Source organism: Limnohabitans sp., assembly GCF_017848645.1.
Classification (GTDB): domain Bacteria; phylum Pseudomonadota; class Gammaproteobacteria; order Burkholderiales; family Burkholderiaceae_C; genus Limnohabitans_A.
The window spans coordinates 1-18,916 of sequence record NZ_JAFEIF010000026.1 but is presented as its reverse complement, the minus strand read 5'-3'; the positions used below and the strand labels follow the sequence as shown (position 1 = coordinate 18,916).

The 18,916-nt window shown below is 62.0% G+C and carries 17 protein-coding genes; 9 read left to right on the top strand and 8 right to left on the bottom strand.

The window, feature by feature from the left end; genetic code table 11:
* Together QZ190_RS06320 and QZ190_RS06315 are read left to right on the top strand one after the other, a co-directional pair.
* Window positions 1–602: substrate-binding domain-containing protein (locus QZ190_RS06320; protein ID WP_291914809.1), on the top strand; the 602-nt coding region annotated here is incomplete at its 5' end.
* Between the two features lie 18 nt (window positions 603–620).
* Window positions 621–1,352, top strand: a complete 732-nt coding sequence (locus QZ190_RS06315) for a sulfite exporter TauE/SafE family protein (protein ID WP_291914807.1) — start codon at window positions 621–623, stop codon at window positions 1,350–1,352.
* Between the two features lie 211 nt (window positions 1,353–1,563).
* Here the strand turns inward: QZ190_RS06315 and QZ190_RS06310 are convergent, their stop codons facing one another.
* Both QZ190_RS06310 and QZ190_RS06305 read right to left on the bottom strand, forming a co-directional pair.
* A complete protein-coding gene (locus tag QZ190_RS06310) occupies window positions 1,564–2,541 on the bottom strand; it encodes a GMP reductase (protein ID WP_291914805.1) in 978 nt (325 codons plus the stop codon).
* A 196-nt stretch (window positions 2,542–2,737) separates the two neighbouring features.
* The gene (locus tag QZ190_RS06305; protein WP_291914803.1) at window positions 2,738–3,979 is read right to left on the bottom strand and encodes an MFS transporter; all 1,242 of its coding nucleotides are present in this window, start codon (window positions 3,977–3,979) and stop codon (window positions 2,738–2,740) included.
* Window positions 3,980–4,234: 255 nt separating this feature from the next.
* On the opposite strand from QZ190_RS06305, the gene QZ190_RS06300 reads away from it, so the two are divergent.
* The 3 genes from QZ190_RS06300 (at window position 4,235) to QZ190_RS06290 (ending at window position 7,864) form a co-directional block, all read left to right on the top strand.
* Window positions 4,235–6,646 (top strand): UvrD-helicase domain-containing protein, encoded by a 2,412-nt coding sequence (locus tag QZ190_RS06300; protein ID WP_291914802.1) that lies wholly within the window; start codon window positions 4,235–4,237, stop codon window positions 6,644–6,646.
* A gap of 81 nt (window positions 6,647–6,727) precedes the next feature.
* Entirely contained in the window at window positions 6,728–7,321 is a 594-nt protein-coding gene (locus QZ190_RS06295; protein ID WP_291914800.1) for a class I SAM-dependent methyltransferase, read from the top strand.
* Window positions 7,322–7,387: 66 nt separating this feature from the next.
* The gene (locus QZ190_RS06290; protein ID WP_291914798.1) at window positions 7,388–7,864 is read left to right on the top strand and encodes a peptidylprolyl isomerase; all 477 of its coding nucleotides are present in this window, start codon (window positions 7,388–7,390) and stop codon (window positions 7,862–7,864) included.
* 12 nt (window positions 7,865–7,876) lie between these two features.
* On the opposite strand, the gene QZ190_RS06285 is transcribed toward QZ190_RS06290, so the two are convergent.
* Both QZ190_RS06285 and QZ190_RS06280 read right to left on the bottom strand, forming a co-directional pair.
* Complete coding sequence (locus QZ190_RS06285) at window positions 7,877–8,677, bottom strand: BPSS1780 family membrane protein (protein ID WP_291914796.1); 801 nt, start codon at window positions 8,675–8,677, stop codon at window positions 7,877–7,879.
* 5 nt (window positions 8,678–8,682) lie between these two features.
* Window positions 8,683–9,645 carry a homoserine kinase gene (locus QZ190_RS06280; protein WP_291914794.1) on the bottom strand — a complete coding sequence of 321 codons (963 nt, stop codon included), beginning with the start codon at window positions 9,643–9,645 and terminating at the stop codon, window positions 8,683–8,685.
* A 376-nt stretch (window positions 9,646–10,021) separates the two neighbouring features.
* Here QZ190_RS06280 and polA point away from each other — a divergent pair, with 376 nt between their 5' ends.
* Window positions 10,022–12,883, top strand: coding sequence for a DNA polymerase I (gene polA, locus QZ190_RS06275; RefSeq protein ID WP_291914792.1), 2,862 nt, complete (start codon window positions 10,022–10,024; stop codon window positions 12,881–12,883).
* 58 nt (window positions 12,884–12,941) lie between these two features.
* On the opposite strand, the gene QZ190_RS06270 is transcribed toward polA, so the two are convergent.
* Window positions 12,942–13,583: a glutathione S-transferase gene (locus tag QZ190_RS06270; RefSeq protein ID WP_291914790.1), complete on the bottom strand. Its 642-nt coding sequence runs from the start codon at window positions 13,581–13,583 to the stop codon at window positions 12,942–12,944.
* Between the two features lie 154 nt (window positions 13,584–13,737).
* On the opposite strand from QZ190_RS06270, the gene QZ190_RS06265 reads away from it, so the two are divergent.
* The gene (locus QZ190_RS06265) at window positions 13,738–14,634 is read left to right on the top strand and encodes a dienelactone hydrolase family protein (RefSeq protein ID WP_291914788.1); all 897 of its coding nucleotides are present in this window, start codon (window positions 13,738–13,740) and stop codon (window positions 14,632–14,634) included.
* A 123-nt stretch (window positions 14,635–14,757) separates the two neighbouring features.
* Window positions 14,758–15,576 (top strand): ZIP family metal transporter, encoded by an 819-nt coding sequence (locus QZ190_RS06260; protein ID WP_291914786.1) that lies wholly within the window; start codon window positions 14,758–14,760, stop codon window positions 15,574–15,576.
* Between the two features lie 11 nt (window positions 15,577–15,587).
* On the opposite strand, the gene QZ190_RS06255 is transcribed toward QZ190_RS06260, so the two are convergent.
* From QZ190_RS06255 to QZ190_RS06245, 3 genes are read right to left on the bottom strand one after another with little or no spacing between them, the layout of a single operon-like run.
* Complete coding sequence (locus QZ190_RS06255) at window positions 15,588–16,445, bottom strand: sulfurtransferase (protein WP_291914784.1); 858 nt, start codon at window positions 16,443–16,445, stop codon at window positions 15,588–15,590.
* Window positions 16,446–16,460: 15 nt separating this feature from the next.
* A complete protein-coding gene (locus tag QZ190_RS06250) occupies window positions 16,461–17,348 on the bottom strand; it encodes a DMT family transporter (RefSeq protein WP_291914782.1) in 888 nt (295 codons plus the stop codon).
* Window positions 17,349–17,361: 13 nt separating this feature from the next.
* Window positions 17,362–18,489 carry an aromatic ring-hydroxylating dioxygenase subunit alpha gene (locus tag QZ190_RS06245; protein WP_291914780.1) on the bottom strand — a complete coding sequence of 376 codons (1,128 nt, stop codon included), beginning with the start codon at window positions 18,487–18,489 and terminating at the stop codon, window positions 17,362–17,364.
* A 288-nt stretch (window positions 18,490–18,777) separates the two neighbouring features.
* Here QZ190_RS06245 and xseB point away from each other — a divergent pair.
* On the top strand, window positions 18,778–18,916 hold a 139-nt coding region (gene xseB, locus QZ190_RS06240), incomplete at its 3' end, for an exodeoxyribonuclease VII small subunit (RefSeq protein WP_291914811.1).

The window sequence follows — 18,916 nt, the reverse complement described above, 5'->3', positions numbered from 1 at the left end:
GGGCCATGTTGATGACGCCTTGGTTGAAATACATGACCGAGCACCACCCGAGCGTGCAGGTGGCCGTGTCCCGTGGTTCCACCGAATTGCAGCTCATGCAACTGCGCGAGCGGCAACTGGATGCCTTGGTCGTGGACGTGCGGCGGGTGGCGACCGCACCCGATCTGAACATGGCGCACATCGTTGAACTGCGGGCCGGCTTTGTGTGTCGCCGGGGGCATCCGATCCTGGCTCAATTCCCTGACCAGGTGCCTTTTGACGCTTTGTTGGCGTATCCGATGGCGTCTACCCCTTTGTCGCAAGAGGTGGCCCGCATCATGGTGGATCATTACGGTCCACGCGCCAATCCGGCCCACATGACCACCTTGCAGTGCGAGGAAATTCCCAGCTTGATCGATGTGGTGCAGCAGACCGATGCCATTTATCTGGGGATTTTGGGGGCCGCGCGGCAGGGACTGGCCAGCGGTTCGCTGGTGGAGCTGACCATGGACCCGCCTTTCCGCGCAGGGGCACTTCTGGCGCTGATCACCTTGGCGGGCCGCACCGAATTGCCCATCATGTCGGTCTTCAGGGAGTTTGTGACCCGTCAGCTCACCGATTGAGAACAACAAGGATTTCACATGCAAGAGTGGTTGCTGCCCATCGCGGTGGTTTTGGGTGGGTATACCGTGCTGGGCCTGACCGGCTTTGGCTCGGCCTTGGTGGTGGTGCCTTTGCTGGCCTGGAACTGGCCCTTGCCCGAGGTGGTGGCCTTGACCCTGCTGATGGATGTGCCCGCATCGGCGTTTCACAGTGGCCTCAACTGGCGACGGGTGCAGTGGCGTGAGCTGCGCCGCTTGTTGCCGGGCATGGTGGTGGGCACGCTGGTCGGCTTGTGGCTCATGCAGCACATGAGTGCCCGGTGGCCCCTGCTGTTGCTGGGCTTGTATGTGGCGGCTGCCGGGTTGAATGCTTTGCGACCCCGCACAATTGCTCAAGCGACGGTGGCCATGGGGTGGGCATACCCGGTGGGCACAGCGATCGGGCTGGTGGAGATGCTGTTTGGCACAGCAGGGCCTTTGGTGGTGGCCTGGCTCAACCGGCGCTTGAGTGACGTGCAGCAGATGCGGGCCAGCACACCCATGATCATCACGGCTGCCGCTGCCACGGTGCTGCTCGGCATGGCTTGGGAGGGGCGTTTGTCGAATGGGCTGCTCTGGCAGCGGTGGACCGTACTGATGGGGGTAGCCCTGGTCGGTGTGTGGCTGGGTCACCGCGTGGCACACCGGGTGCCCGCAGCACGCTTGCGACAAATCATCTGCGGTCTGCTGGTCATCAGCGGCCTGATGCTGGCGCTGGGGGCCTTGCGCTGAATGGCCAAAGCAATTTGGTCATCCCGAAATGATCGGGGGGCATTTTTTGAAGTCGTCACCCCCGACTTGATCGGGGGCCCATGGCTTCGGCTGTCCTGGATACCCGTGTGCACGGGTATGACAAAGAGGTGTTGTCGCCCCGGACTTGATCGGGGGCCCATGGCTTTGGCTGCGAGGGATGCCCGTGTGCGCGGGCATGACCTAAGTCGACTTACATCAACAGGTGCTCACCCGCGTTGTCGCCGCCGAGGATCACGTAGTTCACCTTGCGGATGTCCATCAGCTTGGTGCCACCGGCATAGCTGATCGAGCTTTGCACGTCCTGCTCCATCTCGATCAGTGTGTTGGCCAGCTTGCCTTTGATGGGCTCTAGGATGCGCTTGCCTTCCACGTGTTTGTACTCGCCCTTGTTGAAGTCACTGGCCGAGCCGTAGTACTCCTTGAACAAGGCGCCATCGACCTCGACCGTCTTGCCGGGCGACTCTTCGTGGCCTGCAAACAGCGAGCCGATCATGACCATGCTCGCGCCAAAGCGGATGCTTTTCGCGATATCGCCGTGGCTGCGGATGCCGCCGTCGGCAATGATGGGCTTGGTCGCCACGCGGGCACACCACTTGAGGGCCGAGAGCTGCCAGCCGCCCGTGCCAAAACCGGTTTTGAGCTTGGTGATGCAGACCTTGCCCGGGCCCACGCCCACTTTGGTCGCATCCGCACCCCAGTTTTCCAGGTCGATCACGGCTTCGGGCGTGGCCACGTTGCCTGCGATCACGAAGCTGGTGGGCAGCTTGCCTTTGATGTAGGCGATCATGTCGCGCACGCTGTCGGCGTGACCGTGGGCTATGTCGATGGTGATGTACTCGGGCACCAAACCTTCGGCGGCCAGCTGGTCCACCGTGGCGCGGTCGGGTGCTTTGACGCCCAGCGAGATGGAGGCATACACGCCCTTGCCATGCATGTCGCGCACGAACTGGACGTTGTCCAGGTCAAAGCGGTGCATGACGTAGAAGTAGTTGTTTTGCGCCATCCACAGGCAGATGGTTTCATCCACCACTGTCTTCATGTTGGCAGGCACCACCGGCAGGCGGAAGGTGCGGCTGCCCAAGGTGACGCCCGCGTCGCACTCGGAACGGCTTTCCACGCGGCACTTGCGTGGCAAAAGCAGGATGTTGTCGTAGTCAAAAATTTCCATGAGAAAACCAAGCTCCAAAGAGGATCGTTGAAAGAACGAGTGAGCGCTTGGCTTGGCCGGTTATCGTCGCCTGCTGTTCGGTCCGTTGCAAACCGTGGGCGAAAAAAAACCGGGCGCAAGAATCTTGGGCCCGGTGTCTGATTCTACCCGCATTGCCTGACGGTTCTTTGGGGCCCAGATCCATCGGGGCAAGTTTTCAGTTCACTTGGGGCAGCACCGGTTTGGTGGCCAGCATGAAGGACAGCGAGCCGAGAGCCGCCAGCAGGGCCAGCAGGCTGAAGCCCAGCTGGTAATCGCCCGTGAGGTCGGCCAGCACACCGGCGATCATGGGGCCAGCGATTTGACCCAGCGCGATGATGGCGGCTGACAGGCCCATGATCAGGCCGATGGCGTTGCGCCCGAAGTAATCGGCCCGGATGGCCTGCATGAAGGGGCCGCGCAGGCCCCAGGCGATGCCGTGAAACACCCCAAACGCCACCAGCATGGCCATGTGCGAAGCGTAGGTCAGGCACAGCATGCCGATGCCGTGGGCCAGCATGCACAAAGCGGAGACTTTTCTTTTGTCGAACCAGTCCCCCAGGGTGGCCCCCATCAGCACCCCGGCCAGCTGGCCAAAGGTCATGATCAGGATCACCCAACTGGCAGTCGTCACCGAGTAACCCAGGCCTTCCTTCATGTGGGTGATGGCGTGCACGTTGACGGCCGACACCACCAGCAAGGCCAGACCATGGCCGATGGCCAGCATCCAGAAAGCCCGGGTGCGCAGGGCCTGCGCCACCGTGAATTCGCTCTGCACCGGCGGGGCTGGGCGACCTTGGGCGCGGTCAGCGGCGGCTTGCGCCGGGTCGATGCCGTCGACGTGTTCACCATGGTCCTCGGGGCGGCGGCGGATGATGCTGGCCATGGGCAAGCCGGTCAGCAAGACCAGCACACCCGAGCCTGCGGCGGTGGCCCGCCAGCCCCACTGCTGCATGGACCAGGCCATCAGCGGCACCACCAGCCCTCCCATGGCCAAGCCCAGGCTCATGACGGACAAGGCGCGGGCACGGAACTTTTCGAACCACTGCACCAGCGCCACCGACAGCGGAAAGTAACCGCCCAGGCTGGCACCAATGGCCATCAGGATGGCGCTGGCATAGAAAGTAGCGACGCTGTCGACTTGGCTCAGCAGCAACAAACCCGCGCTGAACAGCACCATGCCCCAACGGATCATTTTTTGCGGGCCAAACCGGTCCATCACCCAGCCCAGCATCGGGCCGATGATGGCCGCTTCGACCGATTGCAGGGCCGCCGCACCCGACAAGGTGGTTTTGCTCCAGCCCATTTCGTCCGACAGCACGGCGATGTACAGGCCCAGAGCCTGCGTGAGAAAAGCGGCGAGCAGGAACTGGATGCCGCAAGCCGCGCCCACCATGCGCCAGCCATAAAAAAGCTTCATGCCGGGGCCCCCTTGACGCTGCCGTTCCGGCCCTGCCATCCCTGGGGCAGTGTGGGCGTGGGCCTGGCGAGTGGTGTCATGGAGGAGGGCGCTTTGTCGGGAAGACGTTCTAGGGTTTGCATGTTGGCACGCTCGGGGCCCGCCGTGTGTCCCGAAGTGGACGAAAAACCGGTTCTGTGGTGCCAGCAAGGCAGCTCAGACCATTGGCAGGTGGAACCTGATGGGGAAGTGATGCGAACTTCCTACAATCGACGGATGTTGTCTGATCCCTCCCCGAACGCTTCTTCCCCCTTGCTCGCCCAACTCAACGACGAGCAGCACCGTGCGGTGGCCTTGCCGCCCGAACACGCGCTGATCTTGGCCGGAGCAGGTTCGGGCAAAACCCGGGTGTTGACCACGCGCATCGCTTGGTTGCTGCAAACCTCGCAGGTCTCGCCCGGAGGCATTTTGGCGGTGACCTTCACCAACAAAGCCGCCAAAGAGATGAAGCTGCGCCTGCAGTCCATGCTGCCGGTCAATGTGAACGCGATGTGGATCGGCACCTTCCACGGCCTGTGCAACCGCTTTTTGCGGGCGCATTACCAGCTCGCAGGCTTGCCGCAGACGTTTCAGATTTTGGACACACAAGACCAGCTGTCGGCCATCAAGCGGCTGTGCAAGCAGTTCAATGTGGACGAAGACCGCTTCCCCCCGAAGCAGGTGCAGTATTTCATTTCGGGCTGCAAAGAAGACGGCCAGCGCCCGGGCGATGTGCCGGTGCGCGACGACGAGACCCGCCGCAAGGTGGAGCTTTACCAGCTGTACGAAGAGCAATGCCAGCGCGAAGGCGTGGTGGACTTTGGCGAGCTGATGCTGCGGTCGTATGAGTTGCTGCGCGACAATGTGCATGTGCGCGAGCATTACCGCCGCCGCTTCAGGCACATCCTGGTAGACGAGTTTCAGGACACCAATAAATTGCAATACGCCTGGCTCAAACAGCTGGCCGGGCTGCCGGGCGAGGGTGGGGAGTGCGCCATCTTGGCCGTGGGCGATGACGACCAGAGCATTTACGCTTTTCGCGGAGCCCGCGTGGGCAACATGGCCGACTTTGTGCGCGAGTTTCAGGTCAAGCACCAGATCAAGCTGGAGCAGAACTACCGCAGCTTCAGCAACATCCTCGACTCGGCCAACCACCTGATCAGCCACAACAAAACCCGTTTGGGCAAAACCCTGCGAACAGACCAAGGCGCGGGAGAGCCGGTGCGCGTGGTCGAATCGCCGTCTGACTTTGCCGAGGCGCAGTGGCTGGTGGAAGAGCTTCGCCAGTTGGTCAAACAAGACGGTTTTGAGCGCAAGGAAGTGGCCCTGCTGTACCGCAGCAACGCCCAAAGCCGGGTGCTGGAGACCGCGCTGTTCAACGCCGGGTTCCCGTACCGCGTGTACGGCGGTCTGCGCTTTTTTGAACGCGCCGAGATCAAGCACGCGCTGGCTTATTTGCGCCTTATGGAGAACCCCAACGACGACACCAGCTTTTTGCGGGTGGTCAACTTTCCGCCGCGTGGCATCGGGGCGCGCAGTGTGGAGCAGTTGCAAGACGCTGCGCGTGCCGCAGGTTGCTCATTGCACGACGCGGTGAGCGCCACCACTGGCAAGGCCGGGGCCAATCTGGCGGCGTTTGTGGCCATGGTCGATGTGCTGCGCGAGCAGACTGAAGGGCTCACGCTGCGCGAGATCATCGATTTGGTGCTGGACAAAACGGGGCTTGTGACCCACTACCGCGCCGAAAAAGAAGGCGCGGACCGGGTGGAAAACTTGGAAGAATTGGTCAACGCGGCCGAGAGTTTTGTGACGCAAGAAGGTTTTGGGCGCAGCGCGGTGGCCCTGCCGCAGGCTTTGTCGCAAAGCCCGGCCAGCCAGGGCCTGAGTGGCTCCACGCAAGCGGACGCTGGCTTGGGTACCCTCGACGAATTCAGCGAAGACGGCGTGATCATGAGCCCCTTGGCGGCTTTCTTGACCCATGCTTCGCTCGAAGCTGGCGACAACCAGGCGCAGGCCGGTGAAGACGCGGTGCAGCTGATGACGGTGCACGCCAGCAAGGGCCTGGAGTTTGATGCGGTGTTCATCACCGGTCTGGAAGAAGGCCTGTTCCCGCACGAAAACGCGATGAACGACTTTGACGGCCTGGAAGAAGAGCGCCGCCTGATGTACGTGGCCATCACCCGCGCCCGCAAGCGCTTGTATTTAAGCCATTCGCAAACCCGCATGCTGCACGGCCAGACCCGCTACAACCTCAAAAGCCGCTTCCTGGAGGAGCTGCCTGAAGAGTGCCTCAAGTGGGTCACGCCCAAAAATGGCGGCTTCTCCAACATTGGGTCTGCAGGGGGCGGGGGTGCCAGTGCCTCGGGTGGCGGTTGGCCGCAAACCCCGGCTTTCAACCGCCACGCCCGGCCAGCTTGGGGCCAAAGCAGCTTGAGCACCGAAACCTACAAAAGCCCGCCTGTGCCGGTGCAAAAAGCCGAGCCCGAGCACGGCATCGCGGCGGGCAAAAACGTGTTCCACACCAAGTTTGGTGAGGGCAAAGTGCTGGCCGTCGAGGGCGTGGGGGCCGATGCCCGTGCCCAAGTGAATTTCCCGCGCCACGGCGTGAAATGGCTGGCGCTGAGCGTGGCCAAACTCACCGTGGTTTGATTCTGATTGCGCAATGAATTCAATCCAAATCTCTCACATGGTTGGGCTGATGGATGCGATTGTTGATGGAGCTGAAAAAAGATGACAAAACATTTGGATCTTGGCTGCGGCCTTAAACCACGCAACCCTTACGGGGCTGGCGCGACCTTCGGTTGTGATGTGCGAGACATTGACCTCGATGTGGAAAAAATAGGCTTTGACTACAAGCGCGTGAACTTGGTGGTGGAGCCCATTCCTTATCCCGATGCTTTTTTTGATTCAGTCTCGGCCTTTGATTTTTTGGAGCACGTACCAAGGCAAATGGTCTTGCCCAACGGTGATGTGACCAATCCATTCATCAACATCATGAGCGAGATCCACCGTGTGCTGAAGCCCGGCGGTCGTTTTTTGGCTTTTACGCCAGCCTACCCCAGAGCAGAAGCCTTCACTGACCCGACCCATGTGAACTTCATCACCGATCAAACACACGAGTACTTTGTGGGGGCCAAGCCCAGCGGGGCCATGTACGGCTTTAAAGGGGCTTTTGAAGCCTTGCAAGTTCGCTGGGAAGCACCTGCCAATGTTTATGATTTGAACCAATCACCCTGGCGTAAAACCATGAGACGCCTGCATCGGAAAATTTTGCGCGGCGGTATGGCTCACATTCTTTGGGAGTTTGAGGCCATCGGAAAATAGGTGCAGTAAACCTCCCGCCGTCTTGACTACATTCACCTGCGCACAACTGAAAGCTCGACAACTTCTATGAAAATCACCCAAAACACCGTCGTCACCATGCAGTACAAAGTGACCAATGCCCAAGGCCAGTTGCTGGACAAGGCGCAAGAACCCACCTCGTATTTGCACGGCGGCTACGACAACACCTTCCCCAAAATCGAAGCCGCGCTGGAAGGCCAGGAAGTGGGCTTTGCCACCACCTTGAAGCTGGCCCCGGCCGATGCCTTTGGCGAGCGCGACGAAAGCCTGGTGCAGACGATTCCTAAAAGCGAGTTTCCGCCCGGTGTCAAAGTGGGTGGCCAGCTGCGCGGGCGCACGCCCGATGGGCAAGAGCAAGTGTTCAACGTGCTCAAAATCAAGGGCGACAAGGTGATCCTGGACGGCAACCACCCTTGGGCCGGGCAGCACCTGACGCTGAGCCTGAAGGTGATGGAAGTGCGGGCGGCCTCAGCCGAAGAGGTGACGCACCGCCACGCACACGGTGCACACGGCCACCACCACTGATCCGCTCAGTTCTTAATCGGGCCGGTCCGCGCTGGCGGGCGGCTCGTCGTAGACATCGGTCGAGAAGCAGTCGCGCACCGAAAACAGCATCGAGCTGAAGAACATGGCCGCCACCATCAGCGCCAAGGGCATGAAAGTGGCCGTCATCAGGCCCGGATTGCCCAGGAGGCTGGAAATCAGCAGCGCCAGGACCCCGGACAACATGAAAACCACGCCCCAGGCGATCACATACACCCCAAAAGCCTTGAGGTTGCGCCAGCAGGCCACGAAGCTGAAAAACAGGCTTTTGACGGCCGGCAGGCCGTACCAGTGCACCAGGGCAGGTGCGTGCCAGAACATCATGGACAGCGGCACATAAAACAGCATGGACACCCACAGGGCGGTCTGGAACGAGTCGGTCGTGACCACCTCGGGCGTCATGGCTTGGCCGCCAAAGTACACCTTGGCGAAGGTGCCGCCATCCACCAAGGCCGAAGCGCCCATGACCATCAAAAAGATCAGCGCATACAGCCCGCCCAGATGGAACATGGCTTGGCGGTGCGGTCCGGCCTTGAAGGCCGTAAAGAGCACGCTGGGCATGGGGAACTTGCCCTCGGTGGCGGTCTGGGTCGCCGCCATCATGCCCAAGGTGAGTGCGGGCAGGATAATCAGCGCCAAAGCACTGCCGATGAAGGGCACGATGGACACAATGGAGACCGTGGCCATGAACAAAAAGAACAGGCCCGACAGGGCCAGCGGCTGACGCCAGAAGGTCCTCATGCCCTGACGGACCCACTTGAGGCCGGCACGGGCGGGAACGATTTGCAGGTTCATGGTGTTCAGACGAGGTCGGACAGGGAAATGGGGTGTTGCACCCGACCGCGCAAAACGCGTTCGAAATGGGTCGGGTCATGCGGGGTGAGCATGGCCGCTTCGCGGGGCAGATGGTAGTCCCACAGCCGAGAAATCCAAAAACGCAAAGCCCCTGCGCGCAAAAGGGCGGGCAGCAACTCGCGCTCGGCTGCGGCCAAGGGGCGCACTCGGTTGTAGGCCTGCACCATGGCCTGGGCTCGGGAGGCATCGTGCACGCCCGTGGGCAAGTCAATGCACCAGTCGTTCAGGCACACGGCCAAGTCAAACAGCCAGGTGTCCACGCCCGCAAAATAAAAGTCAAAAAAGCCCGTCAGCTGCTCGCCGTCAAACATCACGTTGTCGCGGAACAGGTCGGCATGCACCGGGCCTCGGGGCAGGGCGGCGTAGGCTGCGCCCTCGGCGATGTGGTTTTGGAAGGCCAGTTCGCTGCGAAGCAAGGCCGATTGGGGGGCATCGAGGTGGGGCAGCACCACGGGCACGGTCTCGTTCCACCAAGGCAGGCCGCGCAAATTGGGCTGACTGCGGTTGTAGTCGGCCCCTGCCAGGTGCATGCGCGCGAGCATGTCGCCCACGGCGGCGCAGTGCACCGCTTGCGGCTGCAGCTGGCTTTTGCCCACGAGCTTGTTGACCACGGCGGCGGGTTTGCCGCACAGGGTGTGCAGCACATCGCCGTCGCGGTTGGCGGCCGGATCGGGCACCGGGATGCCGCGCCCGGCCAGGTGTTTCATCAGGAACAAGTAAAAGGGCAGCTGCTCGTGCGTCAGGCGCTCGAACAGGGTGAGCACGTACTCGCCTTGGGTCGTGGTGGCGAAGTAGTTGGTGTTTTCAATCCCGCCTTCGATGCCGCGCAATTCGGTCAAGACCCCGAGATTCAGGGACTGCATCAGGTCGTTGGCCTGGGTTTCGGTGACTTCGGTGAATACCGCCATGGGAAGAGATGTGAGCGCCAGCGCGGGCTGGCTTGGGTGGGCAAAGTAATGATTGTAGATGGCGAAAAGTCAACAATGACCCGCAAAGGGCTGGGTGCGCGGGGGCGATGCGGCAAAGCGAATCGCCTCTGAGGCCTTGCGCACCCAGCCCTTTGCGGGTCTGCCTTCGCCTGAGAGCGATGGTGTGTGGGGCCTGCGCCAAGGCTCAGAGGCGCTTCGCTTTGCCACATCGCCTCAGCGCAGGCCCCACACACCATCTGGGGGTTCGTCCATGGTCAGTTGCGTTGTGCGTTGACACATGCCCCGGCGCAGGCACGACTACCCGATCATGAAGTCGTTTGACGGTCAAGGCTCGATCCCGGTACACAATCATGGGATGAGCGACACCACCCCAATCACCCCCGACACCTCCAAACCGACCCTCTTGCTGGTCGACGGCTCCAGCTACCTGTACCGCGCCTTCCACGCCATGCCCGACTTGCGGGCCGTGCCGGGCGACCCGACCAGCCCCGCCACCGGGGCCATTCGCGGCATGATCAACATGATGGAGCGGCTGCGCAAGGACGTGCCGGCTGTCTATGCCGCCTGCGTGTTCGACGCCAAAGGCCCGACTTTCCGCGACGAGCTGTACCCCGCGTACAAGGCCAACCGCAGCCCCATGCCCGATGATTTGCGCTCGCAGATCGAGCCGATCCATGAGCTGGTGCGCCTGATGGGCTGGACCGTGCTGGACGTGCCGGGCGTGGAAGCCGACGATGTGATCGCCACCTTGGCCCATGTGGCCGCGCAGCAAGGCATCACCGTGACCGTGTCCAGCGGCGACAAGGACTTGAGCCAGTTGGTCAACGAGCACATCACCATCATCGACACCATGAACGGCAAGGTGCGTGACGTGGCGGGCGTGACGGCCGAGTTTGGTGTGCCGCCCTCGCTCATGATCGACTACCAGACCCTGGTGGGCGACACGGTGGACAACGTGCCGGGCGTGGCCAAGGTCGGCCCCAAGACGGCGGCCAAGTGGCTGATGGAATATGGCTCGCTCGACAAGCTCATGGAAAACGCCCACGACATCAAAGGTGTGGCGGGTGAGAACCTGCGCCAGGCGGTGGACTGGCTGCCCAAGGGCCGCGCCTTGGTGTCCATGAAAACCGATTGCGACCTGAATGGCTGGGTGCCCGATTTGCCCTCGCTCGCCAGCTTGCACCTGCACGCGCCGGACAAAGACAAGCTGCTCAATTTTTACCAGACCTATGGCTTCAAAGGGCTGGTGCAGTCGCTGGGTGGGGCCGTGCCTGCGCCTGTGGCCAAAGCCAAAACCGCTAAGCCACCAAGCCGGGGGGTGGACACGGGCATGGGGGATTTGTTTGGATCGGCACCTGACGAGGAGCCTGCAGCCGTCCCCGTGCTCGACACCGCCGCCAGCTCGGTGCAAGGCGAATTGAAATACGACACCGTGCTCGACTGGGGCGCATTCGACAGTTGGCTGGCTCGCATCGAGCAAGCCCCGCTCACCGCCATCGACACCGAAACCACTTCTTTGGACGCCATGCGCGCCGAAATCGTGGGCATCTCGCTGAGCGTCACGCCCGGCGAGGCGGCTTACATCCCACTGGCCCACAACGGCCCGGCTGCGCCCGAGCAGTTGCCCTTGGTGGAGGTGCTGGCCAAGCTCAAGCCCTGGCTGGAAAACCCGGCTCGCCTGAAACTGGGCCAAAACATCAAATACGACCGCCATGTGTTTGCCAACCATGGCATCGAGGTGCAGGGCTACGCCCACGACACCATGCTGGAGAGCTATGTGCTCGAAGTGCACAAACCGCATGGCCTTTCAAGTCTTGCCGAGCGCCATGTGGGCCGCAAAGGCGTGACGTATGAGGACCTGTGCGGCAAGGGTGCGCACCAGATCCCGTTTGCGCAGGTGGACGTGGACAAGGCGGCGCATTATTCGTGCGAAGACTCGGACCAGTGCCTGGACGTGCATTTGGCGCTGTGGCCGCAGATCGAAGAGCATGCGGGCCTCAAGTACGTTTACGACCTGGAGATCGCCACCAGCGAAGCGCTGTACCGCATCGAGCGCAACGGCGTGTTGATCGACGCCCCCACGCTGGCCGCGCAAAGCCAGGCGCTGGGCGAGCGCATCGTGCAGCTTGAAACCGAGGCCTACGAGATCGCGGGGCAGCCCTTCAACTTGGCCAGTCCCAAGCAGTTGGGCGAGATCTTTTTTGACAAGCTGGGCCTGCCCGTCATCAAGAAAACCGCCACGGGCGCGCGCAGCACCGACGAAGAGGTGCTGGAGAAACTGGCCGAAGATTACCCGCTGCCCGCCCGCATCCTGGAGCACCGCAGCCTGGCCAAGCTCAAGGGCACTTACACCGACAAGCTGGCGCAACTGGCTTTGCCGCGCACGGGCCGGGTGCACACGCATTACGCGCAGGCCGTGGCCGTCACGGGCCGTCTGTCGAGCAACGAGCCCAATTTGCAAAACATCCCGGTGCGCACCGCCGAAGGGCGCAAGGTGCGCGAGGCCTTTGTGGCTCCCGCAGGTTGTGTGATTGCGAGTGCCGACTACAGCCAGATCGAGCTGCGCATCATGGCGCACCTGAGCGACGACGCGGCCTTGCTCAAGGCCTTCCACGACGGGCTGGACGTGCACAAGGCCACCGCGGCCGAGGTGTTTGGTGCAACGCCCGACACCGTGACCAGCGAGCAGCGCCGTTATGCCAAGACCATCAACTTCGGCCTGATTTACGGCATGAGCGCTTTTGGTCTGGCCAAGGCCTTGGGCATCGACAACACCGCCGCCAAAAACTACATCACGCGCTACTTCGAGCGTTTTGCGGGCGTCAAACACTACATGGACGCCACCCGCGAGCAGGCCAAGGCGCTGGGCTATGTGGAGACCGTGTTTGGCCGCCGCCTGATGCTGCCCGAGATCAACAGCCCCAACGGCCCACGCCGCGCCGGAGCCGAGCGTGCCGCCATCAATGCGCCCATGCAGGGCACGGCGGCCGATTTGATCAAGCTGAGCATGGTCGCGGTACAAAAGGCGCTGGACGAACAGGGCAAGGCCACCAAAGTCATCATGCAGGTGCACGACGAATTGGTGTTCGAAGTGCCCGAAGCAGAAGTCGAGTGGGTGCGCACCGAGGTGCCGCGCATCATGGCGAGTGTGGCCGACTTGAAAGTGCCACTCTTGGCCGAAGTGGGTTTTGGGCCGAACTGGGAGCAGGCGCACTGAGCAGGCGCAGAGGGCTGTTTCCAAGGGCCCGTACCACGTCCTCTCCAACGCTCAATGCTCAACGCTCCTGCCAGGGCGTGTGCTTGTGCATGATGGCTGCGAACAGCGCTGAGGCCTCAAAATCCTCCAGCCACTTCGCCAGGGCAGGCCAGGGTTGCGCCGCAAACCAGGCCGGATCGGTGTGGGCGTATTGGCGCACAAAGGGGGCCACCGCGGCATCGGCCAGGCCGAAGTGCCCGCCAGCCAAAAAAGGCTGTGCGCGAAGCTGCCCATCCAGCGTGTGCAGCCACAGTGCCGCCGCATCGCGGTCGGCCGCGCCGCTGTCCAAGCCTGATCGGTTGGGGTATTTGTAGCGGTCCAGTTGCTGTTTGAAGGGGCCGTCGTTGTGCGCGATCAACGCCAAGGCCTCTTGCATGGGCGCCTCTGAGTCGGGCAGCCAGCCCAAAGGGTCGTGCTCGCGCAGCGCCCATCGCATGATGTCCAGACTTTGTTCCAGCACCTGATCGCCTGCTGGACTGCGCAGCCACAAAACCGGCACCGTGCCTTTGGGCGAGAGGGCGAGCATGTGGGCGGGCTTGTGCTTGAGCACCACTTCGCGGTGCTCGTGCGCCACGCCGCTGGCGTGCAGGGCCAGCCGGGCCCGCATGGCGTAGGGACAACGGCGAAACGAATACAGGACGGGCAGGACGGATTCGGACATGGCGGCAGTTTAAATCCCCGCATCCAGTGCCCGCTGCCTGACTTGGCTGGAGATCACCGTCGTCTTTCACTGCCAGCCATCCCTGCGCTGGTGCAAGCCCGCAGCGACTGTGCCAAGATAAGCGTTTTTTATGGCACGACCGAGGAGATATGCCTTGAACCACGACCTGATTGAAGACTCGCAAGCCCTGTTGGGCGGACGCACAGATGCGGCTGGAGCCACACGCCGCACGGCTTTGAAAGCCGCATTGGGCGTGGGCTATGCCGCCGCTGCCGCGCCGATCATGGCGCAAACGGCCATCAAAACGCCTTCCACAGGTCTGGTTTCGGGCGAGGTGACCATTGACGTGAACGGTTTCAAGATGCCCGCCTACCGCAGCGCGCCTGCGGGCAAAACCGGTTTGCCGGTGGTGTTGGTGATCTCCGAGATTTTTGGGGTGCACGAGTACATCGCCGACGTGGCGCGCCGCTTGGCCCAGGCCGGTTACATGGCGATTGCCCCCGAGCTGTTTGTGCGCCAGGGCGACCCCAATGAGTACGGCGAAATCGCCAAGCTGCAAGCCGAAATTATTTCCAAAGTGCCCGACGCGCAAGTCATGGGTGACCTGGACGCCTGCGTGGCCTGGGCAGCGGCCAACGGCGGCAACACCGACAAACTGGCCATCACCGGCTTTTGCTGGGGCGGACGCATCACTTGGCTGTATGCCGCGCACCAGCCCAAACTGAAGGCGGGTGTGGCTTGGTACGGCCGTCTGGTGGGCAATGCCACAGCGCAAACGCCCGCGCACCCCTTGGCCTTGGTGGGTCAACTCAAGGCCCCGGTGCTGGGTTTGTACGGCGCGGCCGACACGGGTATACCCCTTGACACGGTTGATAAGATGAAAGCCGAACTGGCCCAAGGGCCCGCAGCGGCCAAAGCCAGCGAGTTTGTGGTTTATCCTGAGGCCCCGCACGCTTTCCATGCCGACTACCGCAGCAGCTTCCGCAAGGGACCCGCTGAAGACGGCTGGCAACGTTTGCTGGCCTGGCTCAAACGCAACGGCGTGGCCTGATATTCACTGCAGAGAACACCTCTTGGGGGACCGTTCTGAACACACCGCCCTTTGGGGTGAAGGCTTTCAAAACCGCCCCATGGGGCGGTTTGTTTTGGGGTGCAGGGCACTCCGGGAAAAACGATGACTTTATTGGCGATTTTGGTAGGCACTTTGGTGGCGGGCATTGGCAGCGTTTGGGTAGCGGCCTGGCTGAGTTTTGGCATTTTGAGCCGCTACACCCAGCACATGCTGAGCCTGGCCGCCGGGGCTTTGATGGCGACGTCGTTTTTGCACCTCTTGCCCGAGGCCTTCGAGAGCGAGGCCGGGGCGCACGAGCTGTTCATGACTTTGCTGGTGGGTTTGTTGTTTTTCTTCCTGCTCGACAAGGCGGAGCTTTGGCACCATGGGCATGAACATGGGCACGACCATGGACATGCGCATGGGCACAGCCATGGGCACGCCGACCATGAACATGCGCACAGCGCTCATGCCGACGAAGAGCCACCCCGCGGGCAGTGGGCCGTGTTGGCAGGCGACAGCGTGCATTGCTTTGGCGACGGCATCTTGATCGCTTCGGCCTTCATCGCCGACATGCGCTTGGGCGTGATTGCCGCGCTGGCCGTGCTGGCCCACGAAATTCCTCACCACATGGGCGATCTGGCGGTGCTGCGCCAAGGCAGCAGCAGCCGCCAAGCGGCCATCCTCAAAGTGTCCATGGCCGGGGCCATCACCGCTTTGGGTGGCTCGGTCGGTTATGTGCTGGTCGACGCCCTGCACGACTGGTTGCCTTATTTCCTGGTCGTGGCCAGCAGCAGCTTTGTGTACGTGGCCCTGGCCGACCTGATTCCTCAATTGCAAAAGCGCTTGTCAGCGCGCGAGACGGCGGCCCAGATCCTTTGGCTGAGCGTGGGCATCGGCATGGTGGTGCTGGTCAGCGCCGTGGCGGGGCACCAGCACTGACTTGAAGGGTTTTAGCCTTTGGCGCAGGGCAGCCCGGGCGTGCGGCACCACTCGCTCCAGCTGCCCGCATAAAGGGCGGTGGGGCCAAAACCGGCCAATTCCATGGCCATCAGATTGGGCACGGCCGTGACGCCGCTGCCGCAGTGGTGCACCACGCTGCTGGCCGGGCGGCCCGCCAGCACCTGGCGCCATTCCGCCTTCAGTTGCTCGGGGCTTTTGAAGCGGCCGTCTTCGTTGAAGTTCTCGGTGAAAGGACGGTTCAAAGCGCCCGGAATGTGGCCCGCCACCGGGTCCAGCGGTTCCACTTCGCCCCGGTAACGGGCACCTGCACGGGCGTCGACCACGGTTTGGGTGGCTTGGCCCAAGGCGGCCGAGACCGCATCCGTCAGCACCAGTTGGCGCAGCGGCGCTTTCAATTCAAAGCGGGCAGGCGTCATGGGCTCGGCAGGCCCTGAAGCCAGGTCACCGCCCGCATCTTTCCAAGCCTGCAGACCGCCGTCGAGCACAGCCACGGCCTCGTGCCCCAGCCACTTGAGCATCCACCACAAGCGGCCGCAGTATTGGCTTTTGTTGCGGTCGTACACCACGATCTGCATGCCGTTGTGAATGCCCAGGCTGCCCAGCCACTGCGCCACGATTTCGCGTTGCGGCAAGGGGTGACGCCCGCCGTTGACGGCTTGGCCCGGGTGGTGTGTGCTCAGGTCTTTGTCCAGATGCGCCGGCAAGGCACCCGCGATGCGTTCGCAGGCAAAAAAACCATCGGCCAGCTCGGGTTTCATCAGGTCAAAGCTGCAGTCCAGCACGGCGCAGGGTGCGCCCTGGGCTTGCAGGGCTTGCAATTGGGTGGCGGTGATGAGCAAGTTGTACATGGCAAAGGTCTCCGTTCAGTGGTCTTCGGCTGGGGCACGGGGCAGGGCGCGGTTACGCAAAATGGTGGATGCGATGCCGCTGGCCATGATCAGGGCCATGCCCAGCCAGCCCATGAGTGGAATGTGTTCACCAAACAGCATCAGGCCAAACAAGGCACCAAACACAATGCCCGAATACTGCAAATTAGCCACCACCAGGGTGGCGCCGCGGCTGTAGGCCTTGGTCATGCACAGCTGGCCCAGTGCCGCCAGCACACCCACGGGCAGCAGCCACAGCATGCTGGGCCAAACCCATGGACTCATGCCAGTGACCAGCATCAGCACCGCGCCCACCACGGTGGTGCCCAGGGAAAAATAAAACACGGTGCGGGCTTCGGGTTCGTTCAACCGACCCAATGCAGCCACTTGAATGTAGGCCAATGCGGCGATCAGGCCCGAGAGCAGCCCAACGATGCCGGCAAACAACTGGTCTTGTTCGATGGTGGGGCGCAGCAGCAAGATGACGCCGCCAAAACCCGCCATCACCGTCAGCACGATGGGCCCTTGTCTTGTGGCGTCTTGCAGTCGGCCCATGACCAGGGTGCCGCCCACCAAAAATACCGCCACCCAGATGCTGCTCATGTAATTGAGCGTCATGGCGGTGGCCAGAGGCAGGTAGCCAATGGCGTAAAACCAGGCCGCCAGCGAGGTCACGCCCACCACCGAGCGCCAGACATGCATCAAGGGGATGGGGGTGCGCAAAGAAACGCCTTGAACGCGGCAGATGCTGGCCATGAAAATGACACCGATCAGCCCCCGGAAAAAAACCAGTTCAAAAGTCTGGAAGTGGGCCGATGCAAATTTGACGCAAACCCCCATCATCGAGAAGAACAAGGATGCCAGGATCATCCAGGAGGCTTGCATCGTCGCCTTCGGTTCAGAGGGTGCTCATCTGGCGGCGGTACCACTCATGGAAGTGCTGCATGCCGTCTTCCATCGGGCTTTGGTAAGGGCCGACTTCGTTGTCACCTCGGGCGAGCAGGGCTTTGCGGCCTGCATCCATGCGCTCGGCAATCTCGTCGTCTTCGATGCACGTCTCCATGTAGGCCGCTTGCTGGGCTTCAACGAATTCGCGCTCAAAGGCCACGATTTCTTCGGGGTAGTAAAACTCCACCATATTGAGCGTCTTGTTCGGGCTGATCGGGTGCAGGGTGGACACCGTCAGCACATGCGGATACCACTCGACCATGATGTGCGGGTAGTACGTCAGCCAGATCGCGCCGCGCTCGGGCAGTTGGCCATTGCGGTACTTCAGCAGCACCTCGTGCCACTTTTTGTAGGTGTCCGAACCGGGCTTGCCAAAACCGCCCGACACACCCACGGTCTGCACCGAATAATGTTCCTTGAACTCCCAGCTCAGGTCGTCGCAGGTGACGAACTGGCCCAGCCCCGGGTGGAAGGGGCCGACGTGGTAGTCCTCCAGATAGACCTCGATGAAGGTCTTCCAGTTGTAGTTGCACTCGTGCAGCTCGACCCGGTCCAGGGCGTAGCCATCGAAATTCAGTTGGGCCCTCGGGCCCATGCCGGCCAGGTCGGCAGCGATGTCGCGGCCGTTGTCCTCGAACAAAAGGCCGTTCCATTCCTGCAACTTGTAGTTGTTCAGGTTCAGGCAGGGATCGTGCGCAAAGTGGGGTGCCCCCAACAACTGGCCGCTGGGTGAATAGGTCCAGCGGTGCAGCGGGCACACAATGTTGCCGCCTGCGCTGCCCTTTTGCTGGGTTTGCAGGTTGCCCCGGCCGTTCAACATCACGGCCTGGCGGTGGCGGCAGACGTTGGAGACCAGCTCGACACCGCCTTGGGCGTTGCGCACCAAGGCGCGGCCTTCGGCCTCGTGGGGCAGGGCGTAATAGTCGCCCGGGTGGGGCACCGCCAGCTGGTGGCCCACATAGCGGGGGCCTTGCCGGAAGAGCGTGTTCAATTCGCGCTGAAACAGCGCTTCATCGAAATAAGTGGAAACTGGTAGTTGGCTTGCGGCCTGCTGCAGTTGAAGACTTAAATCAGACATGGGTGACCTGACCTAGAGACTCCCCCTATGAAGGGGCAGGGACAAAGCGCTGAATTCAAGGAAAACCGCGCAAAAAAATGACAGGGAAACCCTGCCGATGAACCCGGATTCTACCCCGGGGGGTGGGGCCTGCTGTGCGTGACTTCACATGCCGTGAAAAATTCAGGGTCTCCTATGGTGGGCCTGCCCGTCACCACGCCCATATCCGTCTTGTGGACTTGACAGGGCCAACTGTCAGCCCCATCAAGGCTTAAGGCCTAAAATCGGGTTTTTTCCTCGGAACTCCCCATGCCCAAGGCCATCCCCTCCGACGCCGCTGACACCTCGGTAGCCCCGCTGCCCGCCACGTACGAAGCGGCTTTGGCGGAGCTGGAGTCCCTGGTGGGCCAGCTCGAATCGGGCCAAATGCCTTTGGACCAGCTCTTGA